The following is a 25,151-nucleotide window of genomic DNA, read 5'->3' as shown; positions in this document are numbered from 1 at the left end:
GTCTCTCCTGCAAGGGGATCGGGGTCCACCGGCGGCCACTGGCGCACCGGGCGGACGGGACTGGCCTTCCGCTGGCGGGACGGTGCCTACCAGCGGACGGGAAGCTGCTCCAGGCCGTAGAGCACGCCGTCGTACTTGATGCTCAAACCCTCATCGGGAACGGCGAGTTGGATGTCGGGAATGCGCTCGAAGAGCTTGCGGTAGGCGATCTCCATCTCGACCCGCACCAGGTTCTGCCCCAGGCACTGGTGGATCCCGTAGCCGAACGCCACGTGATGACGGGCGCTCCGGGAGGGGTCGAACATGTGCGGGCACTCGAAGGCGCTCGTGTCGTGGTTGGCGGCGGCGATCAACGGCACGATGCCGTCGCCCGCCTTGATGAGCTGCCCGCCGATCTCGACGTCCTCGACGGCCACCCGCAGGGACACGATGTCGGCGACCGAGTGGAAGCGCAGGGTCTCCTCCACCGCCCGGTCGTCACCGATCCACTGGGGGTTCCGCAGCAGCGTGACGACGCCCAGCGCGATGTTGTTGGCCGTGGTCTCGTGGCCGGCGATGAGCAGCAGCATCAGCACGCCCGACAGCTCGTGCGGTGCGATCGAACCGGCGGCCAGCAGCCGGCTGATGAGGTCGTCGCCGGGCCACTTCGCCTTGATGCCCACCAGCCGCTTGATGTAGCGCAGCAGCTCCTTGACGGCGGTCTCGCGCTGCGCGTCGGTCGAGGCGCGGAGCGAGACCAGGGTGCGGGTCCGGGACTCGAAGAAGTCGCGGTCGGAGGGCGGCACGCCGAGCAGTGTCGAGATCACCAGGGACGGCACGGGCAGTGCGTAGTCCGCGACGAGGTCGGCGGAGTTGCCCGCGGCCAGCATCGCGTCGAGGCGCTCCTCCACCGTGCGCTCGATCGCCGGGCGCAACCCCCGGATGCGCCGCACGGTGAATTCGGGGATGAGGGCCTTGCGGAACCGGTCGTGTTCGGGGGAGTCCAACCCCACGAACCAGCCGGGGATCTGCTCCTGCGTGGGCACGCCCACCGTCCCGACGTTGGGGAAGCCCTTGTGCGAGGGGTTGGAGCTGATCCTGGAGTCGGTCAGCACGGCGCGCACGTCCTCGTGCCGGGTGACCAGCCACGCCCGGGCGCCGTTGGGCAGGCGCGAGAGGACCAGCCCCTCGTGGTCGCGGTACCCGTCGTAGTCGGGCGGCGGGAAGGGCACGCCGGGTTTGCGGGTGGGGAAGTCCACCACCACCGGGTCCGAGTGCGTCATGAACGGAATTTCCTCTCTCCGACGGGGTCGATCAACGGACGCCGTAGAAGGCCCGGATCTTGCTGACGATGAAGTCCTGGTCGGCGGGGGACAGGTCGGTGTGCGTGGGCAGGTAGAGCCCGTCCTCGGCGAACTCGCTGGCCTTGAGCGACGGCCAGTCGGGGTCGAAGTACATGGGCTGCCGGCTCATCGGCTTGAAGAAGAGCCGGGTCTCGATGGAGTGGTCGGCCAGGAACGCCTGGAGCTCCGCCCGGCGTTCCGCCCGGAGGTCGTACATCCACAGCACGTCCCGCGGGGGCATCAGCGTGATGCCGGGGACGTCGGCCAGTCCCTCGTCGTAGTGCTTCTCGATCCTGCGGCGCACTTCGAGGATCTCGTCGAGGCGTTCGGTCTGCGCCAGGGCCACGGCGGCCTGCATGGCCGTGATGCGGTAGTTGTACGCCAACTTCTTGTGCAGGAAGCTGTGGTCCTTGGTGAAGGCCATCGCCCGCAGGTGCGCGATCTGGTCCGCGAGCTTGGGGTCGTCGGTGAGGCAGATGCCGCCCTCGCCGGCCGTGATGATCTTGTTGGCGAACAGCGAGTAACAGGCGATGTCCCCGGTCGGTCGGACGCCGTGCGCCTCGGCGCTGTCCTCCACGACCTTCAGGTTGTACTGGAACGCGATGTCCATGATCGCGTCCATGTCGCAGCGCCGCCCGTAGACGTGGACCGGCATGAGGACCTTCGTCCGCGACGTGATCTTCTCTTCGATGCGCGAGACGTCGATGTTGAGGTCGTCTCCGCAGTCGACGAACACCGGAGTGGCACCCGTGTACGTCACCGCCCACGCGGAGGCCACCATCGTGAACTCGGGGACGATCACCTCGTCGCCGGGACCGACTCCCAGGGCGCGGAGCGCCAAGGTCAGTGCGGTCGTGCCGGACGAACAGGCCACGCCGTGCGCGGTCCCGTTGTAGTCGGCGAAGGCCTGCTCGAAACGCCGGACCATCGGCCCCTGCGACGATATCCACCCGTCCTCGACCGTCGCGGTCAGGTACTCCAGCTCGCGTCCGTTCAAAGCGGGCCGGGAAACGGGATATGTGAACGACATCCGCTACCTCATCCTCTTCGTATTTCCACACGCCCGACGCGCGCGCACGGGCTTCTTCACTGGTGGGCCCCGGCGAGAACCGGCAGCCCGAGGATCAGGTCGGCGGCTGCCGCCCGACCGCCCGCCGCCCGCTGCAGAGCACCGAGCCGCTCCGCATTCCTGCGGAAGGAGGGGGTTTCCAGCACGCGGGTCAACTTGTCGACCACGTCATTGACGTCCATGTCCCGAGGCTGGTCGAGGGTCAGGCTGATGCCGAAGTCCCGGCCCCGCACCGCCTGGTCGTAGCAGTCCACCCACAACGGCCGGACCACCAGCGGCTTTCCGAAATACATGCCCTCGTTGTAACCATTGCCGCCGGCGTGCGTGAAGAACACCTTCACGTTCGGATGCGCCAGCACGTCCAGTTGGGAGGGCACCCAACTCTCGATGCGCAGATTGCCCGGCAGCGTCTCCTTCGGCGGCAACAGGTGCTGCTGCTCCGACGGCAGCTTCCACAGCACCTGATGCCGTCCGTCGAGGCGCCGGGCCACCTCCACCATGGAACTCACCTGATCCCGGGTCAGCCGGGTGATCGTCCCGAACCCCGCGTAGACCACCGAGGTCTGCGCGTCCAACCAGGTCGACAGCTCCTCGTCGTCCGGAGCCTCCGGCAGGGGCGGCACCATCGTCCCGACCAACCGCATCTGCGACGGAATGCGCACCGGATAATCCAGCTCGGCAATCGAGTTGCACAGCACCAGCTCGGCGCTTTCGATCCGCTCCATCGGGCTCATCGACGACAGCCCGTGTTCCTTCCGCCGCCGGGTGTCCTGCGCCACCACCTTGCTCATCCGCGGCGCCAGGAACAGTGCCAGCGTCCGCCACTTGAACAACTGGTTGCTGATCTGCTGCGCCAACGTCATGCGATACGGCAGTCCGGTGTGCGGGACGGGAAAGCCCCACGGCGTGTACCCCTTCCCGAACGGCGTGAAAGCCGTCAGCACGTTGCTCGGTGCGAACGGCACGCTCAACACGAAGGGAATTCCCCGCGAGATGGCCAGCTCGATGCCGAACCCGCTGATGCAGTCGATGACCATCAAAGCCGGCTGGACCTCGTCGACGATGGCCGCCAGTTTCCGGAACTTCGCATCCTGCGCCGCCGGCACGAACGAGTGCCTGATGACCGCGCGATGCGCCTTGAACCGCGACGACTGGGTGATCTCCCGGTAGACCTCGTCGCTCCACGTCACCGCGGACAGCTCGCTGACGACCTCCCCCAGCGAGCCGAATTCCACCGGGGAGCCCACCGAAATCCGCTTCACGTCCGCACGCCGCGGCTCATCGGTGGCGAACCAGAGGTCCGGCACGTTCCGCCGGGAGAGTTCCTCGGCGAGGACGAGCAGCGGGTTGGCCAGCCCACTTTCCGGAAGACTGACGAAAAGGATCGGCCGTCGGGCGGAGTCCATGGATTCCCTTTCAGCGAGGACGGACGGGGTTCGGCGAGCACGCCCCTGCGCGGATCGACTGGCCGCACCTCTCTTTGATCTCACGCCGGCCACCGGAAAATCCGTAGACCCGGGTTCGGTCCTCGGCCCAGGCCCGGACGCCACGACGCCCCTGGTCGACAGGGGCGTCGTCCGGCGCGCCCTGGGGCGCGCCCGATGGGTCGGCGGACAGAACACCTAGGCGGCGGTGCGCACGTCCTCCGCGATGACCCGTTCGATGTTCCGCTCGGCCAGCGCCGTGATGGTCACGAACGGGTTGACCCCGATGGACCCCGGGATGAGCGCGCCGTCGGTGACGTAGAGGTTGTGGTAGCCCGCGACCCGGCCGTAGTCGTCGGTGGCCTTGCCCAGGACGCAGCCGCCGAGCGGGTGGTAGCAGAAGTCGTCGGCGAAGTTCTTCAGTTGCGGCCCGAACAGGTCGTAGCGGTACATCGTCGTGTTGGCCTTGTTGATCCGGTCGAACAGCGACTTCGCGGCCGCGACCGCGGGCGCGTTCTGCTCGCGGGTCCAGCGCAGCATCGCCCGGTCGGTGGCCTTGTCGTAGACGAAGGAGCCGCGCTGGGGGTTCTTGGTGATCGCCAGGTAGAGGCTCACCCAGGTCTCCAGACCGGCCGGCATCGGCGCGATCTCCGCGAAGACCGGGGCGTCGGGGTTGTCCCAGTCGTCGATCCCCAGGGCGGGGATCGACGACTGGTGGGCACCTGTGGGATTCCACACGTGGTTGGCCCGCCCGGTCATGATGTTGCCGTTGGGACCCCAACCCTCCCCGACCTCGGCGTTGAGGTGGGGCAGCGCGCCGGTGTCCCGGGCCCGCACCAGCAGCTCGGTCGAACCGAGGCTGCCGGCGCCGAGGAACAGGTGACGGCAGGCGATCTCCTTGTGGGCGATGACCGTGCCGTTGGCGTCGCTCTGGTCCACGGACAGCACGTAACTGCCGTCCGCCTGCTGCCGGATCGCGGTGACCCGGTGCAGCGTCTCGATGGTGACCTTTCCGGTGCCGAGCGCGGCGGCCAGATAGGTCTTGTCCAGGCTCTGCTTGCCGTGGTTGTTGCCGTAGATGACCTCGCCCGCCAACGCCGACTTGGGTGCCGTACCGGCCGCCTCGCGCTGCATGTGGTCGAAGTCGTAGACGTTGGGGACGAACGTGGTGCTGAGGCCCGCCTTGCCCGCCTGCTCGCGGGAGACCCGCGCGAAGTTGTACCACTCGGTCTTCTCGAACCAGGCCGGATCGATGTGGTTGACCTTGAGCGCGGCGTTGGCGCGCGGGAAGTACCGCTCGTACATCTGCGCGGCGTCCACCTGCGGCAGCACCTCCTCGAAGTACGCGCGCTTCGGTACGACCGCCATGCCGCCGTTGACCAGTGAGCCACCGCCGACGCCCCGCCCCACGTACACCGACATCTGGTCGAAGTGCACCCGGTCCAGCACGCCCGCGTACGGTTCGATGTCCCGGTTGATCACGTCGAGCCACAGGAACGAGCCGAGCGGGGCCTCGGTGCGCGACTTGAACCAGCTGGAGCGGCGGTCGGGGGTGAGCATGCCGCAGAAGACGTTGCCGTCCTCCGCGGGCTTGTTCCACAGCTGGCCCATTTCGAGCATCAGCGTCTCGACCCCGGCCTCGCCGAGCCGCAGCGCGGACACCGCGGCGCCGTATCCGGTGCCGATCACCACGGCCGGCACGAACGAGCCGCTGTCGGCCCGCGGACTCCGCTTGTCGGCGGCCGCGGCACGCGGTGCCGCGGAGATCGTGGTCAGGCCGGTGACGGCGGCACCACTGAGGGCTGCCAGTCCGAGCAGACGACGCCGCGACAGATGCTGGTTCTGTTGGTTCTCGAACACGTTGCTGGTACCTGGCCTTCGCCGTCAGGGCTGTCCCCGCAGGGCTGGTCCGCGGGGGCCGTCCCGGGGGGACCGCGGGCCGTCCGGCAACCCGAGCCACCGCGCGCCACCATCCTGATCACGAAAGTCTGCGGGAAATGCCAGAGGTTTCAGGGCCGTTGACCGACTAGACTCCGGCGCCCTCCGGCGCCGGGCCAGTGGCCCCGCGCGCGGGCGGCCGTGCTTTATACCGGCTCGCGGTCCGAGGCGGAATGCGAGCTTCCGAACTTGCCCACCAAGGAGTGAAACCGCGGATGCCGAACCGTTTCTCCTGGTGATGCTCTCCGGGTGTTGACCAACGCCTGGTGGCGCCGCGCCGCCACCACCACAGCCCTGATCATCGCAGCCGTCCTCCCCGCCGCCTCGACGACGGCGATAGCCGATCCGGCTCCGCGCCCCGCCCCGGCCCCCGCCGCGACCGCGTTCGACGCCGCTCCGCCGAAGCTCCCCGAACCGCCGTCCGCTGCGGTGGCGCGCGCCGAGCTCGCCACGCTGCACGTCGCCGCACCGCACTCGATGAACGGCTACAGCCGCGCGAAGTTCCCGCACTGGATCAAGCAGCACGGGGAGTGCGACACCCGTGAGGTGGTCCTCGCCCGCGACGGCGAGGACGTCAAGCAGGACGAGAAGTGCCGGGCCGTCTCCGGGACGTGGTTCAGCGAGTACGACGCGAAGGTCTTCCACGTCTCCGGTCAGCTCGACATCGACCACGTCGTGCCGCTGGCCAACGCCTGGCGCTCCGGTGCCGACGAGTGGTCCACCCCCGAGCGCCGGACGTTCGCCAACGACCTGGTGCACTCCCAGCTCATCGCGGTGTCCGCCTCCTCCAACCGGCAGAAGGGCGACCAGTCACCGGACCAGTGGGCCCCGCCGCGGCACGCCTACTGGTGCACCTACGCCCGGGCCTGGACCGACGTCAAACACCTCTACCACCTGAACATCACCGAACCGGAGAAGGCCAAGCTCTCCGAGATGCTGGACACCTGCGAACAGTGACCCTCCCCGCACCCGACGCCCATACCGACCGGGTCACCGCCGGACCCGGCGGTGCGATGACGGTCCAGGTCGGCGTCATCACCGGCGATCTGACCGTCACCACCACCGACCGGGGCGACGGCACGGCCGCGGTCGTCATCCAGTACACCGGCGCCGAGGAGCACTACGACCTCGAAGGCGGCCCGGTCCGGGTGCCGCCCGGCGGCGTGGCCGCGCTGCACCGGTCGGTGCTGGCCGCGGTCCGCGCCGGCGGCGCCGCCCGGATGCCGGGGACCACCCCGGAGCCCTGACCGACACCGAGGCGAGACCCGACGGGGGCCCGGTCGACTGACCGCGCCCCCGTCTTCGCATCCGCGAAGTGCGTCGGCCTCGGGCCGCCGCGACGGACCGCTCGTCGGCGTCCGCCAGTCAGAAGGAGAGCGGCGGCGGGAGGAGTTCGAGGGCCACCAGCGGAACCTGGAACCGGTGCGGCCGGCCGTGCACCAACAGCGACAGTGCCCGGCCCACCCCGCCGAGGCGCCGGTCGCCTCCTCGCCGGGCACCGACGCGATGCCGAGCACGAGGTGGTGGACGCCGATGGCGACCCAGGCCACCCCATCGCCCACGGCGGCGACTTGAGGGCCTTCGCCTGACCCCTGCGCACCGTCCCCTCCTCGTCCCGCGCGCGGTCCTGTCGTGCTGCGGGGCGTTCCGTCCGGTCGTGAAGTGACGGACGCGCCGCTTCCGCCGAGGGGGTTGCCCGGCAGTCGGTCGACTCCAACCACCTTGTTCGGCGAGGTACTTCGACCGAACGGCGGCCGAGGAGCTGCTCGGTGCAGGTGGGTGGTGGGCCGGTGGGGAAGGGGCGGCGCGGGTCGCGTCCGAGGGTCGGGCGACCGGAGGGCGGGGCGGGATTCCGGGGCGGTGGGTTCCGGCTCACGGTCACCCGTTCACCCTGGTTCTCGCGCGGGGTTGAGGTGGCGAGCCGGGGGAAGCGGGGGCGTTGCGGGCGCCCTTCTGCGGGGCGGAAAACCGAACGGGCGTTGCACCCGGAGAGAGATTCGCAATCGGGAAGGTGCCGGCAACCGCAATCGTGCCATTAACCGACCGTAGCGTTGGTGGATCGGATCTGTGACGATGTACCGTCCCGGAACACGAGGTAGCCCTGGCAAGGCGGGAACCGGAGCCAGGGCCACTCGTTCGCATCGCACTCGATCGAGGAGGGACAGATGCCCCCTGACCGAACGCCTCACTGGCGCCCGGAGGCAGCCCAGTTGAAGCGCTACGAAGCTAACATCCCTCACAGGGGCCCGGTTGAAACCGGGGACCGGCGTGACTTCCCGGTCAACGACCCCGTGCAGGCCCGCCACGCGGCCCGGATCGGTATCCGGTGCGACGTCCAACTCGCCGCACCGCTCGCCGCGTTCCTCGCGATCGCGCACCTGGGGAACGTCCTGGTGCAGGGCGCCGACGTCCGCTGGGTGTCGGCCGCCGCGCTGGCCGCGCTGCTCGCCGCCCGCCGCCCCCGACCCCGCCACCAGCGCCGACGCGCCGGCTGACGCGGTCCGGGGCGCACCGCCCCCTGTGGTGGGCGGTGCGCGGACGAGGGGTCGGAACCCGGGCCCGTCGCGGTGCCGGAGGTCCTCTCCGGTGCCGCGGCGGGTTGCCCGGTGCGGCACCGGGGTCGTCCCGTGGTGCCCGACGGCCCGCGGGCCCCGGCCGCCTCTCCGGCCGGCAAACCGCAAATCGCCCAATTCTGCGGCGAGTTCACGGTGGCACATCCCCCCAGAAGGATTACAGCTGATGACTCCTAAGGATCCCGGACCGGTCCCCTGCGCCAGGGCCGGTTGCCGCAACGAAGTGGAGAGCGGGTCCGGTCCCGGGCGGCGCCGCAAGTACTGCAGTGAATCGTGCGGGCGGGCCGTCCGCAAGATCCGCAGTTCGCAACGGACCCCGGACACCAAGGCGCACGACGAGGACGCCCGCCTGGCCGTGGACGACATGGCCTTCCGGGTCGCCCTGCTACAGCACCAGATACGCGACGGCGACGCGCTCGCCGGGCTGCGGCAGGTCGTCGAGCTCTCCAGTGACCTGTCCTGCGTGGCCGCCGCCGTCGTGCAACAGGCCCGCGACCGCGGCCACAAGGGCCCGGCCATCGCCGAGGCCCTGCGCATCACGGTGGACAAGGTCGGCCGGGCGTACACGGCGGAGCGCATCGCCCGGAAGATGACCCAGCGCCGGGCGCGCCGCGCGGCGCTCGCCGGCACGCCGCCGCCGGCCGGCCGGGCGGAGCCGCCACCCGTCCCCGCCCGGCCGGAGCAGCCGGCCGCCCCGATCCGCTCCGACCCGTCGGGGCCGGCTCCCCGGACGGACGGGGAGCGGCGGCGGGTCGTCGTCGTCCGCGCCGTGCCGCCGCGCCGCGCGTACCCGGAGGGCGAGGGCGGCGACGGCGGGGCAAGAGCGGGCGGTGACGCCGAGGGCGGCGGCGCGGCCGGACCGGACGGCGGACCACCGGGCCAGGACTCCCGCACCGCGCTCGCCTCGGCGCTCTCCCACCTCCAGCGCGCCAGCGACAAGACGCTCCGGGCCCTCGCCGTCGAGGCGCGGGTGAGCGCCTCGTACGTCTCCCGGATCCTGTCGGGCGAACGCAGCCCCTCCTGGAAGGTGACCCGCCGGATGGTGCACGCCTGCGGCGGTGATCCGGAAACCGTCCGTCCGCTGTGGGACGCCGCCCACGGACGGCGCCTGGCCCGGGCCGGGAGCCTGCACGCGGCGCTGCGCGGGCTGTACCTGTCCGCCGCGTGCCCGGACCCCGCCGCGATCTGCCGCTCCAGCGGGCACGCCCTGACCGAGTGCGAGGTCAACGGTCTGCTGCACGGCTCCCTGGTGCCGGACTGGGAGACCGTCGGTGCGGTCGTCGGCGTGCTGCACGGCCGCCCCGACGACATCCGTCCGCTCTGGGACCACGCCCGACTCACCCAACTCTCCCGCCTCACCTGCGGGTTGGTCTCCGAGCGCCGTACGCCGCGGGCGGAGGCGTTCGGATGAGGGCGCCGGCCCCCTTCCGCGCGCCGGTCCCGGCCGGCCGCCGTCCCGTCGTCCCGCCCGCGGTCACCCTGCCGCCGGCCTTCGAGGCCCTCTACGCCCTGCACGGCGCGCGCTACCTCGGCTACGCCCTGGCCCACGTGGCGGAGCCGGCGGCGTCCCGGGTCCTGGGGGAGGCGATGGGGGAGGTCGCCATCCGGTGGGCCGACATCGTCCGTCGGCCCAACCCGGCGGCCTGTGCCTGGACCGTGGTGAGCGCCCGGATACGCGCGCGAAGCGGCGGGAGCGGACCGGATCCGGCGGACCTGACGCCGGGGCTCTTCGAGCGGGTGGGGCTGCGCCATCCCGCCCTGGAATACGACGCGTTCGTCCTGCACGACGTGCTCGGCTACTCGGTGGAGGAGACCGCGGAGGCGATGGGGGCGGAGGTCAGCCGGGTCCGCTACGCGCTGCTCGCCGGCCGCGGCCCGGGACGCCCGGAGAGGGTGGCGCGCGGGCCCGCGGGCCGCCTGCCGGCAGCGGCCCGCAATACCCCGCACGAGTGACCCGCGCTGTTCGAGTGGTCGTCGGTGCCCGGTCGCCAGGTCCCCCATGGGCTGCGGTGCGCGAGGGGAACGTGCGTGCATCGACTGCTCCCGGATCACCCGTTACGGGGGCCGGTGGGGTCCGTTCTTTAGGGCACCTGTGCCCCTCGTGCGCCTCGGAGGGCGAGCGGGTGCCGGGCGTTCCGCGTTCGCGCGGGGGCCGGTTCCGTTCGAACGCGTCCGTGGCGGCGCGGGCCGGCGCGGCGCGTGGTTGACGCCGCGGGACCGGCCCGGCCCCGGCCACGGAGCCGGCGGCCCCACCGCGCCGCGCCGGCGGGCACCAGCCGATGACCGTGGAAGGGGAACGAGGACGATGCGGATCAGGCGAGTCGGCGTGGCGGAGCGCACGACGAAGGAGAAACCCGGGCCGGTGGCCGGTGAAGTGAGCGCCAACGGCGAGGAGTTGCAGTACGTCGACCGGACGGGCAGCCGGGAACGGGCGGCGCGGCAGATCCGGCTGGTGGACATGGCCCGGCGGCTGCCGCGGCTGGTGCGCCGCTCGGTCGCCCTGGCCTGGCGGATCGACCGGTGGGCGGCGCTGGGGCTGTTGGTCTGCCAGGCCGCTTCCGGCGCGATGCAGGCGCTGGGACTGTTGGCGGTCAGCGGGACGATCACCGCCCTGCTGTCCGGCGGGGACATCTACGGCCGGCTGCTCGGGGCCTGGCCGTCGGTGGTCCTGCTGGCCGCCGCCGCCGGAGTGCGGTCGGCCCTCGGGATCGTGGTCGTGTGGCTGTCGTCCCGCCTGGGGCCGCAGATGTCCCGGGAAGCCGAACTCCGGCTGTTGCAGGCGGTCACCGAGGTCGAGCTGTCGGCCTACGACGCGCCCGGGTTCACCCACCGCAAGGAGGCGGCGGACCGCGGTGCCGAGATCGTCCAGGACCTGGTGGGGGAGGGGCAGGACCTGATCGCCTCGGTCGCCTCCCTGGCCGCCGGCGCGGCGGTGCTGACCGCGCTGCACCCGGCGCTGCTGCCGCTGTTGGCGCTGGCCAGTCTGCCCCAGGCGGTGGCGCAGGTGGGTGCGGCCCGGGTGCGCTACCTGGCGCGGCTGCGGGCCGGCGGGGACTACCGGCTGCTGTCGATCCTCCGGTGGCACGTCTGCGACCGGTACGCCGCCGACCAGGTCCGGGCCGGCACCATGGCCGACTTCCTCGTCGGGCGCTACCGGCAGATCACCGAGCGCATCAACCGCGCCGACCGGCGCGCGGCGAACACCGGGGCCCGGATGTCCGCGGTGGGCGCGGTGTGCGGCGGGTTGGCGTCCGCGGTCGTCTGGGGCACGGTGGTGTGGCTGCTGGCCACCGGCCGGATGAGCGTCGGGCACGCCGGCACCGCGGTGTTCGCGTTGCAGACGGTCGGGACGGCGCTGCGGGGCCTGGTCGCCGGCGGCGCTCGCATCATGCGCACCGGGCTCTACATGGACGACTGGTCGGAGTTCCTCGCGGAGGCCGGCGGCTTCCGGATGCGCCGCGGCACCCTCGTGCCCGCGGCCCCGCGCGAGATCCGCGTCGAGGACCTCGTCTTCCGCTACGAGGAGGCCGCCAACGACGCGCTGCGGGGCGTCTCGTTCGACGTGCGGCGCGGCGAGGTCGTCGCCCTGGTCGGCTACAACGGCAGCGGCAAGACGACACTGGCCAAGCTGCTCAGCGGGCTGTACCTGCCGACCACCGGCGCGGTCACCTGGGACGGCGTCCCCACCGACGACCTCGATCCGCACGCCATGTGGTCGCACGTCGCGCTGGTGCCCCAGGAGTACGCGCGCTGGCCGCTGAGCGCCCGCGAGAACATCACCCTGGGCCGGCCCACCGAGGGCGGCGACGCCGACGTGCACGACGCCTGCGCGCGGTCCGGCGCCGACGAGGTGGTCACCGAACTGCGATCCGGGCTCGACACGGTGCTGGCCCGCGACTGGCTCGGCGGACAGGAACTGTCCGGCGGGCAGTGGCAACGGATCGCCCTCACCCGGGCGTTCCACCGGCCGGCCGGACTGCTGGTCCTGGACGAGCCGACCTCGGCGCTCGACCCGCTCGGCGAGCACCGCATCTTCGCCGGTCTGCGCCAGATCGCGGCGACCCGCGCGGTGGTCCTCATCACCCACCGGCTGACCAACGTGGCCGTGGCCGACCGCATCCTGGTACTGGACAAGGGCCGCGTCGTCCAACAGGGCACCTTCCCCGAACTGGTCGCGCAGGACGGCCTGTTCCGTGAACTGTGGACCTACCAGCACACCCGGGAGGCGCACCAGCCCGAGCGCTAGGACCGAGCCCGAACCCCGCCGGCAACGACGGCCCTCCGCTCGCCCCGGACCGGCGCACCCGTGTGACGGTCGAGGGAGGGCCGGAGGCGCCGGCGGGGCGGGCAGGGGAAGCCGCGGCCGGACCGCACGGCGGCGCGTGTGGCACGGCCCGGCCGTCCGGCGCGGTGTGCGGCGGCTCACGGGGGTCGCCCGAATTCGCTGGACCTCCGCCCGCCAACTTGGCAGGCTCCCGTCATGGACCTGCATGCCTGGCCCCCGTACCGCCTGCGGATCACCACGCCGCGCCTCGAACTGCGGCTGCCCGATCTGGCGTCGTTGGACGAGCTCGCCGCGGTCGCTGCCGCGGGAGTGCACGACGCCGGCCGGAGCCCCTTCACGGTGCCGTGGACCGACGGCACCCCCCAGGAGCGCGGGCGGGCGACGTTCCAGCACGTGCTCGGCACCGTCGCGAACTGGCGCCCCGAGGAGTGGACGCTCAGTCTGGCCGTGCGCTGCGACGGCCGGGTGGTCGGCCGGCAGGACGTCTCCGCCACCGACTTCGCCGTGACCCGCGAGGCCGAGACGGGTTCGTGGCTCGGCCTGGCTCACCAGGGCCGCGGCATCGGCACGGAGATGCGGGCGGCCGCGTTGCACCTCGCCTTCGCCGGCCTCGGCGCGCGGGCCGTGACCTCCGCCGCGATGACCGACAACCCGGCCTCGCTCCGCGTGTCGGAGAAGCTCGGCTACGCGCCGGACGGGGTGAGCACGGCGGCCGTGCGGGGCGCCGTCCGCACGCTGCAACGGCTGCGCCTGGACCGGGCCTCCTGGGAAGCGCACCGCACGGTTCCGGTCGAGGTGCACGACCTCGACGCGTGCCGGGAGTTCTTCGGGTAGGCGGGCGCCGCCGCGTCAGGCGGTGGACGCTCCGGGGCGGTCCTGCCGTGCCGCACCGCCCGGCGGGCGGACCAGGAGCCAGGCGAGGACCAGGACGCCGGCCCCGCACGCGGTGATGATCCACCAGGCGGGGCGGGCGACGCGCAGGAAGGCCGCCGTGCCGCCGGCGGGGGCGTCCGCCGCGAGGACGGCGCCGATGGCCGCGACGCCCAGCGCGTTGCCGACCTGCCGGCTGGTGGCGGTGAGCGCCGAGGCGACGCCGACCTGTTCGCGGGGCACGCCGGAGATCTCGGTGTGCGTGATCGGGGCGTTGATCAGGCCGAAGCCGATGCCGAAGAGGGCGGAGGCGCGGCACCTCTCCCAGCCGGCCCTCTCGCAGCAGATCGGACAGTTGGAGCGCACCGTCGGCGCGCAGCTCCTCGACCGGTCCGGGCGGACCGTCCGGCCGACCGACGCCGGCGCCGTCTTCCTGCGCCACGCCCGCACCGCCCTGACGGAACTGGACGCCGCCACCCGCGCCGTGCTCGACGTCCAGGACCTCTCGCACGGCAGCCTCCGCCTCGCCCACACCCCGACGTTCGGCACGTACCTGATCGGGCCGTGGGTCCGGCGCTTCCGGGCCCGCTGGCCGGGCGCCACCCTGGACGTCCGGGAGACGACCCAGGACGCCGTCGAGACCCAACTGCTCGCCGACGAACTGGACCTGGGCCTGGCGTTCCGGGGCGACCAACTGCCCGGGATCACCGGCGAAACGCTCTTCGTCGAGCGGCTCGGGATCGTCGTCGGCACCGGCCACCCGTTGGCCGGCCGGACGGATACGGTCGGCATGCGGGACCTCCGCCCGTACGAACTCGCCCTCTTCACCGGCGGTTTCACCACCCGCGCCCAGATCGACGAGCACCTCGCCGGACACGGCATCCACCCGCCCCACGCGCTGGAGACCAACTCCCTCACCGCGCTCATCGACGTCGTCCGGCGCATCACTTTGGTCACCGTGCTGCCGGATCGCGTCACCCGGGAGCATCCGGAGCTGTGCACCGTGCCGCTCGCCCCGCGCTGCCCGCGCGCACCGCCGTCCTGCTCCGTCGCGCGGCCGCGTACGAGAGCACCGCCGGCCGGGCCTTCGGCCGCCTGGTGCGGGAGCACTGCGGCGCCCCGTAGCGATCAGGCCAACGGGGCACTGGTGCGCGGGCGCGCGAGGCGCTTCACTCCTGAGCCATGAGACGAGCGCTTCTCGCATTGTGCGCCGCTGTCCTCGGTCTGGCGCTGGGCGTGGTCCCGGCCGTGGCCGCAGCGCCGCCCGCCGAGTTCGGCAACGACTGGCACGATCCGATCACCGCGGGGCCGCCCGTGCCGGTGCCGGACACGCCCTCCTGCCGCGTCACGGTCGCCGACACCGCCTTCCGCGACTACACGCCCTACAAGGGCACCTACACGCCACCCGGGGGGCGCGGGACCGCCGACCCGTGCGGCCACCGCTGGAGCAAGGTCGTCCTGCGGCTCGAAGGGGCCGTGGCGGGGCGGCAGTTCGACCGCCTGGGCTACCTGCACATCGGCGGGGTGGAGGTCCTGCGCACCTCCACGCCGGAGCCCTCGCCCCAGGGCATCACCTGGCACGTGGAGAAGGACGTCACCCGGTACGCCTCCGTGCTGCGCACCGAGCAGCCCGTCGAGATGCTGATCGGCAACGCCGTGGACGGCACCTACACCGGCGTGATCAAGGTCAGGGTGACGCTGACCTTCTACGCGGCGCAGGGCCGGGCGAAGGCGGCCGCCACCCCCGACGAGGTCCTCACCCTCCAGGACGCCCACACCCAGGACGGCGCGTACCAGGGGAGCCTGACCACGCCGCGCAACAGCGAACGCATCGTCGCCGAGGTGTACGCCACCGGATCGGGCGGCGGTTGCGAGGAGTTCTGGTACTTGACGGTGCCGGACGCGGTGCCCTACTCGTGCCGGGCCGGGAACGGCCCGTACCGCGAGGTGCAGGTGCGGATCGACGGCCGGCCCGCCGGCATCGCGGCGCCCTTCCCGACCGTGTGGACGGGCGGCTGGTCCAACCCCTTCCTGTGGTACGTGATACCCGGCCCGCGGGCCTTCGACGTCCGGCCGTTGGAGTACGACCTCACCCCGTTCGCCGGCCTGCTGAACGACGGGCGGCCGCACCGCGTCGCCGTGTCGGTCACCGGTCTGCCCGCCGGGCAGGACGGCTGGAGCACCCCCACCAACATCCTGGTCTGGCGGGACGCCGGCGCGGCGCGGGTGACCGGCGCGCTCGTCACGGACCGGGCGGACGCGCCGGTCGACGAGACCCGGTACGAGCCGGGCACCGAGCGCCGGTTGACCGCCCGGGGCGGGCACGCGCTCACCGTCGCGGGCTACCTCGACACCTCGCACGGCCGGGTCACCACGACGGTCACCCGCCGGCTCGCCGCCGCCTCCACGCACCGCTGGACCGCCGACGAGACGACGGACGCGCTCCGGGCGCGGTGGCAGGACGCGGAGACGGTCACCGTACGCGGCCGCGGGCCGGCGACGACCCACCGCGCCGAGCGCACCTACACCATGGACGGCGCGACGACCGTGGACGCCGCGGACCGCCTGCGCACCACCATGACCATGGGCGATCACGACCACCGCGCCACCCTGCGCGGCGCCCGGCGCACCGACTGGGTGCGGCGGGACGACACCTACACCGGCGACGCCGCGTACCGCCAGAACGTTCCCCGCGAGCAGCGGCACGCCACCGGTGTCTCGCGCGAGCGCTACCGCCTGCGGGCTCCGGGGTCCTGCTACGACCATCTGTTGGCCACGGCGCAGGGGGAGTTGACCGAGGACCGGTACGCCTGCTGACCGGTGGCGGTGGGACGGGCGTGGCTCATGATGTTTGCTTGGTCGCGAAAGTGAATCCCCAAGGGGCTGACTTTCGGTCAAGTTGGGTCGCGCGTGGCCGGAGGGCCGCCATCCCCTTCCCTCCTGGCGCACGTTCCGTAATAGGTTTCCTACGCACCGCAGTCGGCGGGAGAGGCCCGCCGCCGAGATCTGTCCGTCCACGGAGGAAACGATGCCGCAGGGAACCATCGTGCTGTTCAACAAGAGCGACTGTGTGGGCATCATCGCCGACGAGCGCGGAGAACGGCTCCCGTTCTCGGGGATGGAGACCCAGACCACCGACGTCGGCAAGCAGGTCATCTTCGACGTGCACGGCGCGAAGGCCACCAACGTGATGGCCCTGCGCTGACGGACCGGTGGCCGTGGACGGCGTCGCCCCCGGGCCGTCCACGGCCACTGCCGGGCCGGCGGGAGCCGGCCCGCCCCTGAGATTGCTGACGCACATTCGGGGGCATGGGGTGCCGCCCGGCCCGTCCATCACCGGCGTCCGTCAGGCCACCGCCCCTTCGGGCCAGGCCCGCTCCAGGAGGGCGTCCACCGTCTCGTCGACGGTCTGCCGCGAGGTGTCCAGCCACAGCCCGAGGTCCCGGGGCGTCTCGGACCGCAGCAGCACGTCCAGGTCCCGCACGCTCCAGTCCGGCCCGTACGCGGTCTTGGGGCGGCCGGCCTCCCGTGCGGCGACCGCCTCCGGGTCGGGCAGCAGCGCGACGACGGCCAGCGGGCGGGTCACGATGTCGTCGGCCAGCTGGGCGAGGTGCTCGCCCAGGAGGATGTCCTGCACGATCACGGTGAACCCGGCCCGGGCGTACGCGTCGGCGCAGGTGGCCGTCAGCCGGTGCCGCAGGCGGAGTTGGGCGAGTGCCTCCGGCCCGGCGTCCGGGGTCATGCCGACCTGGCCCCGGACGATGTTCCGGCGGAAGCCGTCGCCGCGCAGGTGCACCGCTCGCGGCAGGCGCTCGGCGAGTGCCTGCGCCACGGTGGACTTGCCGGCGGCCTGGATACCGGTGATCACCACGATGCCGGGTGCCAGCCAGGGACCTCGTGGGGTGACCCGCCCGGAGGCGGTGTCGGGGACGTTGGCGGTCATGGCGCCGATCATGCCCGCCAACGTCCCTCGCCACCCCTCAATTTCGCCGCAGCGCCGTGGCCTCGGCACGCCTCCCGCCGCGTCCGGGCGTGGCGGGCGCGGGCCGGTCAGCCGGTGCGCGCCGGTTCGGCGGCGCGGGCGAGTTCGCGGCGCAGGCGCAGGAAGGGGCGCGCACGGTTGAGGGCGAGGACGGCGGTGGTGCGTCCGTCGCGTTCGTAGCGGGCGAGGAAGCTGCGGTCGTCCGGGGAGCCCTCGACGATGCGCGGCACGTCGCCGGGCGCCCGGTGGCCGGCGAACTGGATGCGGACGCCGTACTGGTCGGACCAGAAGTAGGGAAGTGCCCGGTGGGTGCGGGCGGTTCGGCCGGCGAGCAGGTTGTGCACGGCGGTGGCGGCCTGTTCGGTGGCGCTGGTCCAGTGTTCGGCGCGGGCGCCGGCCACGTGCGCGACGTCGCCGGCGGCCACGATGGTGGGGATCGGCGTGACGCAGCCGGCGTCGCAGCGCACCCCGTCGCCGAGCGGGAGGCCGGAGCCTTCGAGCCAGGCGGTGGCAGGGCGGACGCCGATGCCGGTGACGACGACGTCGGCGGGGAGCAGCCGGCCGTCGGCGAGTTCCACGGCGGTGACCCGGTCGTCGGCGCCCGCCCTGCGCAGGTTCCGGACGCCGGTGCCGGTGAGCAGTGCGACCCCGTGGTCGCCGTGCAGTCGGGCGCACAACGCGGCCATGGCGTGACCGAGTTGGGGAACGAGGGGGAGCGGTGCGGCCTCGACGACGGTGACGTGGTGGCCGAGCGCGGCGCACGACGCGGCGACCTCGGCGCCGATGAACCCGCCGCCGATGACCACGACCCGGGCCTGGCCGCCGCGGGTCAGGTCGGCGCGCAGCGCGCGGGCGTCGTCGAGGGTGCGCAGGGCGTGCGAGCCGGCCGGCGCGGGACCGGGCAGGCGGCGCGGGGCCGCGCCGGTGGCCAGCACGATGCCGTCGGTGGTGAGGGTGCGGCCGGTGGTGAGGTGGAGGGCGCGGTGCCGGGGGTCCAGGGCGGTGGCCCCGGTCCCCAGCAGCCAGTCCGCGTCGAGTGCGGCGACCTCCTCGGCGTCGGTGAGGTCGAGCCGGGTCGCCGCGGACGGGTCCTCGGCGCCGTCCGCGGCGGCCGGCGCGGTGAGGAACTCCTTGGACAGCGGCGGGCGGTCGTAGGGGCGGTGCGGTTCCGCCCCGACGAGCGTCAGGCGCCCGTCGTAGCCCTGCGCGCGCAGCGCCCGCGCGGCGTGGAGCCCGGCCAGTGACGCTCCGATGACGGTGACCGACTTCATGCGGCGGTCCCTTCCTCGGCGGTGAGGTGGACGTAGACCACGCCGTCCGCCACCGTCACGGGGTGGGTGCGGACCGGGCGACGGGCCGGCAGGCAGGTCGCCGCCCCGGTGCGGAGATCGAATGAAGCGGCGTGCAGCGGGCATTCGACCAGACGTCCCTCCAGCCAGCCGTCCGCGAGCGAGGCGTCCTGGTGGGTGCAGGTGTCGTCGATGGCGTACAGCTCTCCGTCGGCGTTGAAGACCGCGATCGGAGGTGCGGTGTCGAGGCGAACGGACTCGCCGGCGGGCAGATCAGCGAGGTGGCAGACGGGTACCACTGGGCCCCCCTGTTACTGTTCGGGACTATCGAGTTTCGTAATCCGCACGACAGAGCGTTATGCGCAACAGAATCCCGACGGGGGACCGGCGCGTCAAGCGGTCTCCGTCAAAGCCGACCCGATCGGGCCGGCTGGCTGGTGGCAGCGAGCTGGGTGGTGACACGGACCTATGACGAAAACGGCCAAGGCGGAGGCGCGGGCGGAGAAGCAGCCGGCAGGCAGGACGGGCCGCACGGCGCACCGGACGGTGGCGGGAAAACCGCCCCGGGGCGCGGCGAGCGCGGTGCAGTCGGTGGACCGGGCGGTGACCGTGCTGGAGATCCTGGCCAGACTCGGCGAGGCCGGGGTGACCGAGATCGCCGAGGAGTTGGGCGTGCACAAGTCGACCGCGTTCCGGCTGCTGGGCGTGCTGGAGAACCGCGGCCTGGTCGCCCAGGAACAGGAGCGCGGCAAGTACTACCTCGGCGCGGGGGTGTTGCGGTTGGCCGGGGCCGCGGCCGTCCGGTTGGACATCTCCCAGGAGGGCGCGGCGATCTGCCGGACGCTCGCCGACGAACTGGGGGAGACGGTCAACATCGCGGTCCTGGAGAGCGACGCCGCGGTCAACATCATGCAGGCCCGCGGCCCGGCCTCGGTCACCGCCCAGAACTGGCTCGGCCGGCGGACCCCGCTGCACGCCACCTCCAGCGGCAAGGCGCTGCTCGCGTACCAGCCGCCACCGGTCCGCGAGGCGGTACTGGCACGGAAGTTGCCCCGGCTGACCGAGCGGACGGTGACCTCCGCGGGGGAGCTGCGCGACCAGCTGGCCGAGGTGGTCGAGCGGGGCTTCGCGGTGGCCGTGGAGGAGCTGGAGCTCGGACTGCGCGCGGTCGCGGCGCCGGTGCGGGCGCACGACGGCTCGGTGATCGGCGCGATCAGCGTGTCGGTGCCCGCGTACCGGCTGGACGAGGAGCGGCTGCCGGAGGTGGTCGAACGCACCGTCGCCGCCGGCGCGGAACTCTCCCGGCGGATGGGGTACGCCCGTTGACCGGGGGCGGGCGGTGCGGGCCGGGTGTCCGCTGACCGCTCGCCGGTGGTCGTCCGCAGCGGGGTCGGGTGCGGCAACCGGCCCCGCTGCCGTGTGCGCGGGGGCGTGCGCGGCCGGCGCACGGCCCGTCGGCACGTGTCACCGGCCCGTTCCAAACCGCCAGCGCGCACCTCTTGACGCTACCGATGCGTGGTTTCCACTATGTCTCTCATCGCGCAACCAGTCGTGCAATGCGCAACACTGAGGGGTAGGGCATGCCACACGAAGTCCATGCCGTCGTCGCGGCGAAAAAGGGCGCACCCGTCGGTCCGCAGCGGATTCTGGTGCCGGATCCCGGCCCGGGCGACGTGCTCGTCGACGTCCAGAGCTGCGGCGTGTGCCACACCGACCTGCACTACCGCGAAGGCGCCGTCAACGACGACTTCCCCTTCCTGCTCGGCCACGAAGCCGCCGGCATCGTCGAGGCCGTGGGCGACGGCGTCACCGACCTCCTGCCCGGTGACTACGTGGTGCTCGCCTGGCGGGCACCCTGCGGACAGTGCCGGTCCTGCCGGCGCGGCCGCCCCTGGTACTGCTTCGACTCCCGCAACGCCACCCGACCGATGACCCTCCTCGACGGCACCCCGCTCACCCCCGCCCTCGGCATCGGCGCGTTCGCCGAGAAGACCCTGGTCGCCGCCGGACAGGCCATCAAGGTCGACCCCTCCGCGCGCCCCGAGGCGGCCGGGCTGATCGGCTGCGGGGTGATGGCCGGGTACGGCGCGGCCGTGCACACCGGCGCGGTCGGCAGCGGGGACACGGTCGCCGTCATCGGCTGCGGCGGCGTCGGCAACGCGGCCGTGGCGGGCGCCTCGATCGCAGGCGCCCGCCGCGTCATCGCCGTCGACGTCGACGAACGCAAACTGGACGGCGCCACCCGCTTCGGCGCCACCCACACCGTCAACTCCCGCCGCACGGACCCCGTCGAGGCGGTCCGGGAACTCACCGGCGGCCACGGCGCGGACGTGGTCGTCGACGCCGTCGGCCGCCCCGAGACCTTCCGGCAGGGCTTCTACATGCGCGACCTCGCCGGCACCCTCGTCCAGGTCGGCGTGCCCGAGCCCGGCATGACGGTCGAACTGCCGCTGATCGACGTCTTCTCGCGCGGCGGCGCCGTGAAGTCCTCCTGGTACGGCGACTGCCTCCCCAGCCGCGACTTCCCGGTCCTCATCGACCACTACCTCAGCGGCCGGCTCGACCTCGGCGGCTTCGTCACCGAAACCCTCGCCCTGGACGACGTCGAGGCGGCCTTCGCCAAGATGCGGGACGGCCAGGTGCTGCGCTCGGTGGTGGTCCTGTGACCAGCCCGCTGCGCAACCCCGTCGACGCCCGGGTCGTCATCATCGGCGCCGGCGTCGTCGGCTGCTCGCTCGCCGACGAACTCACCGCCCGCGGCTGGCGCCGGGTCACCGTCCTCGACCAGGGCCCGCTGCCCGCCCCCGGCGGCTCGACCTCGCACGCCCCGGGCCTGGTCTTCCAGACCTCCCCGTCCAAGACCATGACCGAGTTCGCCGCCTACACCGTCCGCAAGTTCGGCTCCCTCCACGACGACGGGCTGCCCTGCTTCGACCCGGTCGGCGGTCTGGAGATCGCCACCACCGAGGCCCGCTGGGCCGACCTGCACCGCAAGGCCGGACTCGCCGCCTCCTGGGGCGTGCGCGGCGAACTCCTCGACCCCCGGCAGTGCAGGAAGCTCTGGCCGCTGCTCGACGAGGGCAAGGTCCTCGGCGGGTTCCACACGCCCGACGACGGCCTGGCCCGCGCGGTGCCCGCCTGCCGCGCCCAGATGGCCCGCGCCGAACGCCACGGCGCCCGCTTCCTGGGCCGGCACACCGTCACCGGGATCGAGCAGGAAGCCGGGCGGGTCACCGGCGTCGTCACCGACCGCGGGGTCTTCCCCGCCGACCACGTGGTCTGCGCCGCCGGCTTCTGGGGGCCGGTGATCGGCGCCCTCGCCGGCGTCGACGTCCCGCTGCTGCCCCTGGCCCACCAGTACGCCACGACCGCACCGCTGCCCGAGCTCGCCGGCCTCGACGACCCGCACCGGACCGCCACCGGAGCGGCCCCCGCGGCCGGCCGGCCGATCCTGCGCTTCCAGGACCGAGACCTGTACTTCCGCGAACACCTCGACGCGACCGGCGGCCGCCTCGGCATCGGCTCCTACGCCCACCGGCCCCTGCCCGTCGACCCGTTCACCGTCCCCGCCTTCGACGACGCCCCGGTGATGCCGTCCTCGCTGCCGTTCACCCCGGAGGACTTCGCCCCCAGCTGGCGCGACAGCGTCGGACTGCTGCCGGCACTGGCCGCCTCCCGGGTGGCCGACGGCTTCAACGGGGTGTTCTCCTTCACCCCCGACGGGCTGCCGCTCCTCGGCGAGGCCCGCACCCTGCGCGGCTTCTGGCTCGCCGAAGCGGTCTGGGTCACCCACTCCGCCGGCGTCGCCAAGGCCGTCGCCGAGTGGCTGACCGACGGCCGGCCGACCCTCGACGTCCACGCCTGCGACCTCACCCGCTTCGAGGACGCCCAACGCTCGCCCGCCTACGTCGCGGAGCGCGGCGCCCAGAGCTTCGTCGAGGTCTACGACGTCATCCACCCCCTCCAGCCCGCGGAGCGACCCCGCCCCCTGCGCACCAGCCCCTTCTACCCGCGCCAGCAGGAACTCGGCGCGTACTTCCTGGAGGCCGGCGGCTGGGAACGCCCCCACTGGTACGAGGCCAACGCCCCGCTCGCCGAAGGACTCCACCTGCCCGAACGGGACGCCTGGTCCGCCCGCCACTGGTCGCCGATCGCCGCCGCGGAGGCCGCCGCCACCCGCGAACGGGTCGCCCTCTACGACATGACCCCGCTGCGCCGCCTGGAGGTCACCGGTCCCGGCGCGCTGGACTTCCTGCAACGCATGACGACCAACCAACTGGCCAAGAAGCCCGGCGCGGTGACCTACACCCTGCTCCTCGACGAGGCCGGCGGCATCCGCTCCGACCTGACCGTGGCCCGACTGGCGCCCGACCACTTCCAGGTCGGCGCCAACAGCCGCGCCGACCTCGACTGGCTGCACCGGCACGCACCCGCCGACGTGCAGGTCCGCGACGTCACCGCCGGCACCTGCTGCATCGGCGTGTGGGGCCCGCTCGCCCGGGACCTCGTCCAGCCGCTGACCCGCGACGACTTCTCGCACGGGGCCTTCGGCTACTTCAAGGCCCGGCGGACCCACCTCGGCCACGTCCCGGTCACCGCCCTGCGCGTCAGCTACGTCGGGGAACTCGGCTGGGAGCTCTACACCACCGCCGACCTGGGGCTGAGGCTCTGGGACACGCTCTGGGAAGCCGGCCGGGAACACGGGGCGATCGCCGCCGGCCGCAGCGCCTTCAACAGCCTCCGCCTGGAGAAGGGATACCGCGCCTGGGGCCACGACATGACCACCGAACACCACCCCTACGAAGCCGGCCTCGCCTTCGCCGTCCGCCCCGAGAAGGGCGACTTCGTCGGCCGGAGCGCCCTGACGGGCCTCAGCGAGGGGACCGCCGCCCGCCGACTGGCCTGCCTCACCCTCGACGACCCCGCCGCCAACGTCCTCGGCCACGAACCCGTCCTCGTCGACGGCTCCCCGGCCGGCTACGTCACCTCCGCCGCCTACGGCTACACCCTCGGCCGCTGCATCGCCTACGCCTGGCTGCCGGCCGCCGTCGCGGTCCCCGGCACCGCCGTCCACCTCGCGTACTTCGGGGCGAAACTCGCCGCGACCGTCGCCCAAGAGCCGCTCTTCGACCCGAAGATGACCCGCCTGCGCCGCTAGCGGCGGCCGGTCGCCCCTCCGTACCCGTCCGCACGACGAAGGAGCGCCACGCATGGCTCCCACCTACGACGTCATCGTCCTCGGCCTCGGCGGGATGGGCAGCGCCGCCGCCCACCACCTCGCCGCCCGGGGCGCCCGGGTCCTGGGCCTGGAGAAGTTCGGCCCGGTCCACCACCGCGGCTCCAGCCACGGCGGCTCCCGGATCACCCGCCAGTCGTACTTCGAGGACCCCGCCTACGTCCCGCTGCTGCTGCGCAGCTACCAGCTCTACGACAAGCTGGAGCGCGACACCGGCCGGCGGATCGCCACCCTCTGCGGCGGCGTGATGGTCGGCCGCCCCGACAGCCGCACCGTCCGCGGCAGCCTGGACTCCGCCCGGCAGTGGGACCTCCCGCACGAGCTGCTCGACGCCGCCGAGCTCCGCCGGCGCTTCCCGACCCTCACGCCCGCCCCCGACGAGGTCGCGCTCTACGAGGCGCGCGCCGGATTCGTCCGTCCCGAGAACACCGTCGCCGCCCACCTCCAGCTCGCCGTCCGGGACGGCGCCGAGCTGCACTTCGAGGAGCCGGCCACCCGTTGGGAGGAGCTGCCCGGCGGCGCCGGCGTCCGCGTCCACACCGGCGAGAACGCCTACACCGCCGGCCAGTTGGTGATCTGCCCCGGCGCCTGGGCGCCCCGGCTGCTCTCCGACCTCGGGGTGCCGGTGACCATCGAGCGGCACGTCATGTACTGGTTCGCGCCCGACGGCGGCACCGCCCCCTTCGTCCCGGCACGCCACCCCATCTACATCTGGGAGGACGCCCGGGGCGTCCAGGTCTACGGCTTCCCCGCCATCGACGGCCCCGACGGCGGCGCCAAGGTCGCCTTCTTCCGCAAGGGCACCGACTGCACCCCGGAGGGCATCGACCGGACCGTGCACGAGCACGAGGTGCGCGCCATGGCCGACCAGCTCGCCCCGCGCATCCCCGCCCTGCCCGGCCGCTTCCTGAAGGCCGCCACCTGCATGTACTCCAACACACCCGACGAGCACTTCGTGATCGCCCGCCACCCGGCGCATCCGGAGACCACCACCGTCGCCTGCGGTTTCTCCGGGCACGGCTTCAAGTTCGTGCCGGTCGTCGGCGAGATCGTCGCCGACCTCGCGCTCACCGGCAGCACCGCGCACCCCATCGACCTGTTCGCCCCGTCCCGTCGCTCCGCCCGGGAAACCCCCGGCCGGCCCGCCGCCCCGGTCGCCTGAG

General features: G+C 73.1%; 22 protein-coding genes. 14 read left to right on the top strand and 8 right to left on the bottom strand.

Annotated features, from left to right (window positions below):
- Positions 1-86: 86 nt before the first annotated feature.
- The 4 genes from ACJ6WD_RS20475 to ACJ6WD_RS20460 all read right to left on the bottom strand — a co-directional run bounded on the left by ACJ6WD_RS20475 (position 87) and on the right by ACJ6WD_RS20460 (position 5,675).
- Positions 87-1,262, bottom strand: a complete 1,176-nt coding sequence (locus ACJ6WD_RS20475; protein WP_275465979.1) for a cytochrome P450 — start codon at positions 1,260-1,262, stop codon at positions 87-89.
- A 31-nt stretch (positions 1,263-1,293) separates the two neighbouring features.
- On the bottom strand, positions 1,294-2,352 hold the full coding sequence (locus ACJ6WD_RS20470) for a DegT/DnrJ/EryC1/StrS aminotransferase family protein (protein ID WP_016574084.1): 1,059 nt from the start codon (positions 2,350-2,352) through the stop codon (positions 1,294-1,296).
- Positions 2,353-2,408: 56 nt separating this feature from the next.
- On the bottom strand, positions 2,409-3,797 hold the full coding sequence (locus ACJ6WD_RS20465) for a glycosyltransferase (protein ID WP_331246330.1): 1,389 nt from the start codon (positions 3,795-3,797) through the stop codon (positions 2,409-2,411).
- A gap of 216 nt (positions 3,798-4,013) precedes the next feature.
- The gene (locus ACJ6WD_RS20460) at positions 4,014-5,675 is read right to left on the bottom strand and encodes a GMC oxidoreductase (protein WP_233657555.1); all 1,662 of its coding nucleotides are present in this window, start codon (positions 5,673-5,675) and stop codon (positions 4,014-4,016) included.
- A gap of 330 nt (positions 5,676-6,005) precedes the next feature.
- Between ACJ6WD_RS20460 and ACJ6WD_RS20455 the strand changes: the two genes are divergently transcribed.
- From ACJ6WD_RS20455 to ACJ6WD_RS20425, 7 genes are all read left to right on the top strand, one after another.
- A complete protein-coding gene (locus tag ACJ6WD_RS20455) occupies positions 6,006-6,710 on the top strand; it encodes an HNH endonuclease family protein (RefSeq protein WP_407616313.1) in 705 nt (234 codons plus the stop codon).
- Positions 6,707-7,000 (top strand): hypothetical protein, encoded by a 294-nt coding sequence (locus ACJ6WD_RS20450; RefSeq protein WP_233657553.1) that lies wholly within the window; start codon positions 6,707-6,709, stop codon positions 6,998-7,000. Before ACJ6WD_RS20455 ends, ACJ6WD_RS20450 begins: the two co-directional genes overlap by 4 nt.
- Positions 7,001-8,044: 1,044 nt before the next feature.
- On the top strand, positions 8,045-8,248 hold the full coding sequence (locus tag ACJ6WD_RS20445) for a hypothetical protein (protein ID WP_233657552.1): 204 nt from the start codon (positions 8,045-8,047) through the stop codon (positions 8,246-8,248).
- 244 nt (positions 8,249-8,492) lie between these two features.
- Positions 8,493-9,737: a helix-turn-helix domain-containing protein gene (locus tag ACJ6WD_RS20440; RefSeq protein WP_407616308.1), complete on the top strand. Its 1,245-nt coding sequence runs from the start codon at positions 8,493-8,495 to the stop codon at positions 9,735-9,737.
- Positions 9,734-10,279, top strand: a complete 546-nt coding sequence (locus tag ACJ6WD_RS20435; RefSeq protein ID WP_233657550.1) for a hypothetical protein — start codon at positions 9,734-9,736, stop codon at positions 10,277-10,279. Before ACJ6WD_RS20440 ends, ACJ6WD_RS20435 begins: the two co-directional genes overlap by 4 nt.
- Before the next feature lie 352 nt (positions 10,280-10,631).
- Positions 10,632-12,572 carry an ABC transporter ATP-binding protein gene (locus tag ACJ6WD_RS20430; RefSeq protein WP_407616307.1) on the top strand — a complete coding sequence of 647 codons (1,941 nt, stop codon included), beginning with the start codon at positions 10,632-10,634 and terminating at the stop codon, positions 12,570-12,572.
- 234 nt (positions 12,573-12,806) lie between these two features.
- On the top strand, positions 12,807-13,445 hold the full coding sequence (locus tag ACJ6WD_RS20425) for a GNAT family N-acetyltransferase (RefSeq protein WP_407616306.1): 639 nt from the start codon (positions 12,807-12,809) through the stop codon (positions 13,443-13,445).
- A 15-nt stretch (positions 13,446-13,460) separates the two neighbouring features.
- On the opposite strand, the gene ACJ6WD_RS20420 is transcribed toward ACJ6WD_RS20425, so the two are convergent.
- A complete protein-coding gene (locus tag ACJ6WD_RS20420) occupies positions 13,461-13,847 on the bottom strand; it encodes a hypothetical protein (protein ID WP_407616305.1) in 387 nt (128 codons plus the stop codon).
- Here ACJ6WD_RS20420 and ACJ6WD_RS20415 point away from each other — a divergent pair.
- The 3 genes from ACJ6WD_RS20415 (at position 13,837) to ACJ6WD_RS20405 (ending at position 16,686) form a co-directional block, all read left to right on the top strand.
- Positions 13,837-14,667, top strand: a complete 831-nt coding sequence (locus ACJ6WD_RS20415; RefSeq protein ID WP_407616304.1) for a LysR substrate-binding domain-containing protein — start codon at positions 13,837-13,839, stop codon at positions 14,665-14,667. The genes ACJ6WD_RS20420 and ACJ6WD_RS20415 overlap by 11 nt on opposite strands.
- A complete protein-coding gene (locus ACJ6WD_RS20410; RefSeq protein WP_407616303.1) occupies positions 14,664-16,298 on the top strand; it encodes a peptide-N4-asparagine amidase in 1,635 nt (544 codons plus the stop codon). The genes ACJ6WD_RS20415 and ACJ6WD_RS20410 overlap by 4 nt, the downstream gene beginning before the upstream one ends.
- A 211-nt stretch (positions 16,299-16,509) precedes the next feature.
- Entirely contained in the window at positions 16,510-16,686 is a 177-nt protein-coding gene (locus ACJ6WD_RS20405; protein WP_016574458.1) for a hypothetical protein, read from the top strand.
- Positions 16,687-16,827: 141 nt separating this feature from the next.
- On the opposite strand, the gene ACJ6WD_RS20400 is transcribed toward ACJ6WD_RS20405, so the two are convergent.
- The 3 genes from ACJ6WD_RS20400 to ACJ6WD_RS20390 form a co-directional block, all read right to left on the bottom strand.
- Positions 16,828-17,424 (bottom strand): AAA family ATPase, encoded by a 597-nt coding sequence (locus tag ACJ6WD_RS20400; protein WP_407616302.1) that lies wholly within the window; start codon positions 17,422-17,424, stop codon positions 16,828-16,830.
- A gap of 107 nt (positions 17,425-17,531) precedes the next feature.
- Positions 17,532-18,734: an NAD(P)/FAD-dependent oxidoreductase gene (locus tag ACJ6WD_RS20395; RefSeq protein WP_407616301.1), complete on the bottom strand. Its 1,203-nt coding sequence runs from the start codon at positions 18,732-18,734 to the stop codon at positions 17,532-17,534.
- Entirely contained in the window at positions 18,731-19,051 is a 321-nt protein-coding gene (locus ACJ6WD_RS20390) for a bifunctional 3-phenylpropionate/cinnamic acid dioxygenase ferredoxin subunit (protein WP_407616300.1), read from the bottom strand. Before ACJ6WD_RS20390 ends, ACJ6WD_RS20395 begins: the two co-directional genes overlap by 4 nt.
- A gap of 169 nt (positions 19,052-19,220) precedes the next feature.
- Between ACJ6WD_RS20390 and ACJ6WD_RS20385 the strand changes: the two genes are divergently transcribed.
- From ACJ6WD_RS20385 to solA, 4 genes are all read left to right on the top strand, one after another.
- Positions 19,221-20,078, top strand: a complete 858-nt coding sequence (locus ACJ6WD_RS20385; RefSeq protein WP_016574462.1) for an IclR family transcriptional regulator — start codon at positions 19,221-19,223, stop codon at positions 20,076-20,078.
- Positions 20,079-20,332: 254 nt separating this feature from the next.
- Positions 20,333-21,418: an S-(hydroxymethyl)mycothiol dehydrogenase gene (locus tag ACJ6WD_RS20380; RefSeq protein ID WP_233657543.1), complete on the top strand. Its 1,086-nt coding sequence runs from the start codon at positions 20,333-20,335 to the stop codon at positions 21,416-21,418.
- Positions 21,415-23,910 (top strand): FAD-dependent oxidoreductase, encoded by a 2,496-nt coding sequence (locus ACJ6WD_RS20375; RefSeq protein WP_376447416.1) that lies wholly within the window; start codon positions 21,415-21,417, stop codon positions 23,908-23,910. Before ACJ6WD_RS20380 ends, ACJ6WD_RS20375 begins: the two co-directional genes overlap by 4 nt.
- Before the next feature lie 52 nt (positions 23,911-23,962).
- Positions 23,963-25,150, top strand: coding sequence for an N-methyl-L-tryptophan oxidase (solA, locus tag ACJ6WD_RS20370; protein WP_331246342.1), 1,188 nt, complete (start codon positions 23,963-23,965; stop codon positions 25,148-25,150).
- The last annotated feature ends 1 nt before the right edge of the window (position 25,151 follow it).

It is taken from the genome of Streptomyces sp. VTCC 41912 (assembly GCF_045799175.1).
Lineage (GTDB): Bacteria > Actinomycetota > Actinomycetes > Streptomycetales > Streptomycetaceae > Streptomyces > Streptomyces albulus_C.
The sequence above is the reverse complement of the archived record's forward strand: the minus strand, read 5'-3'. Positions and strand labels throughout refer to the sequence as shown.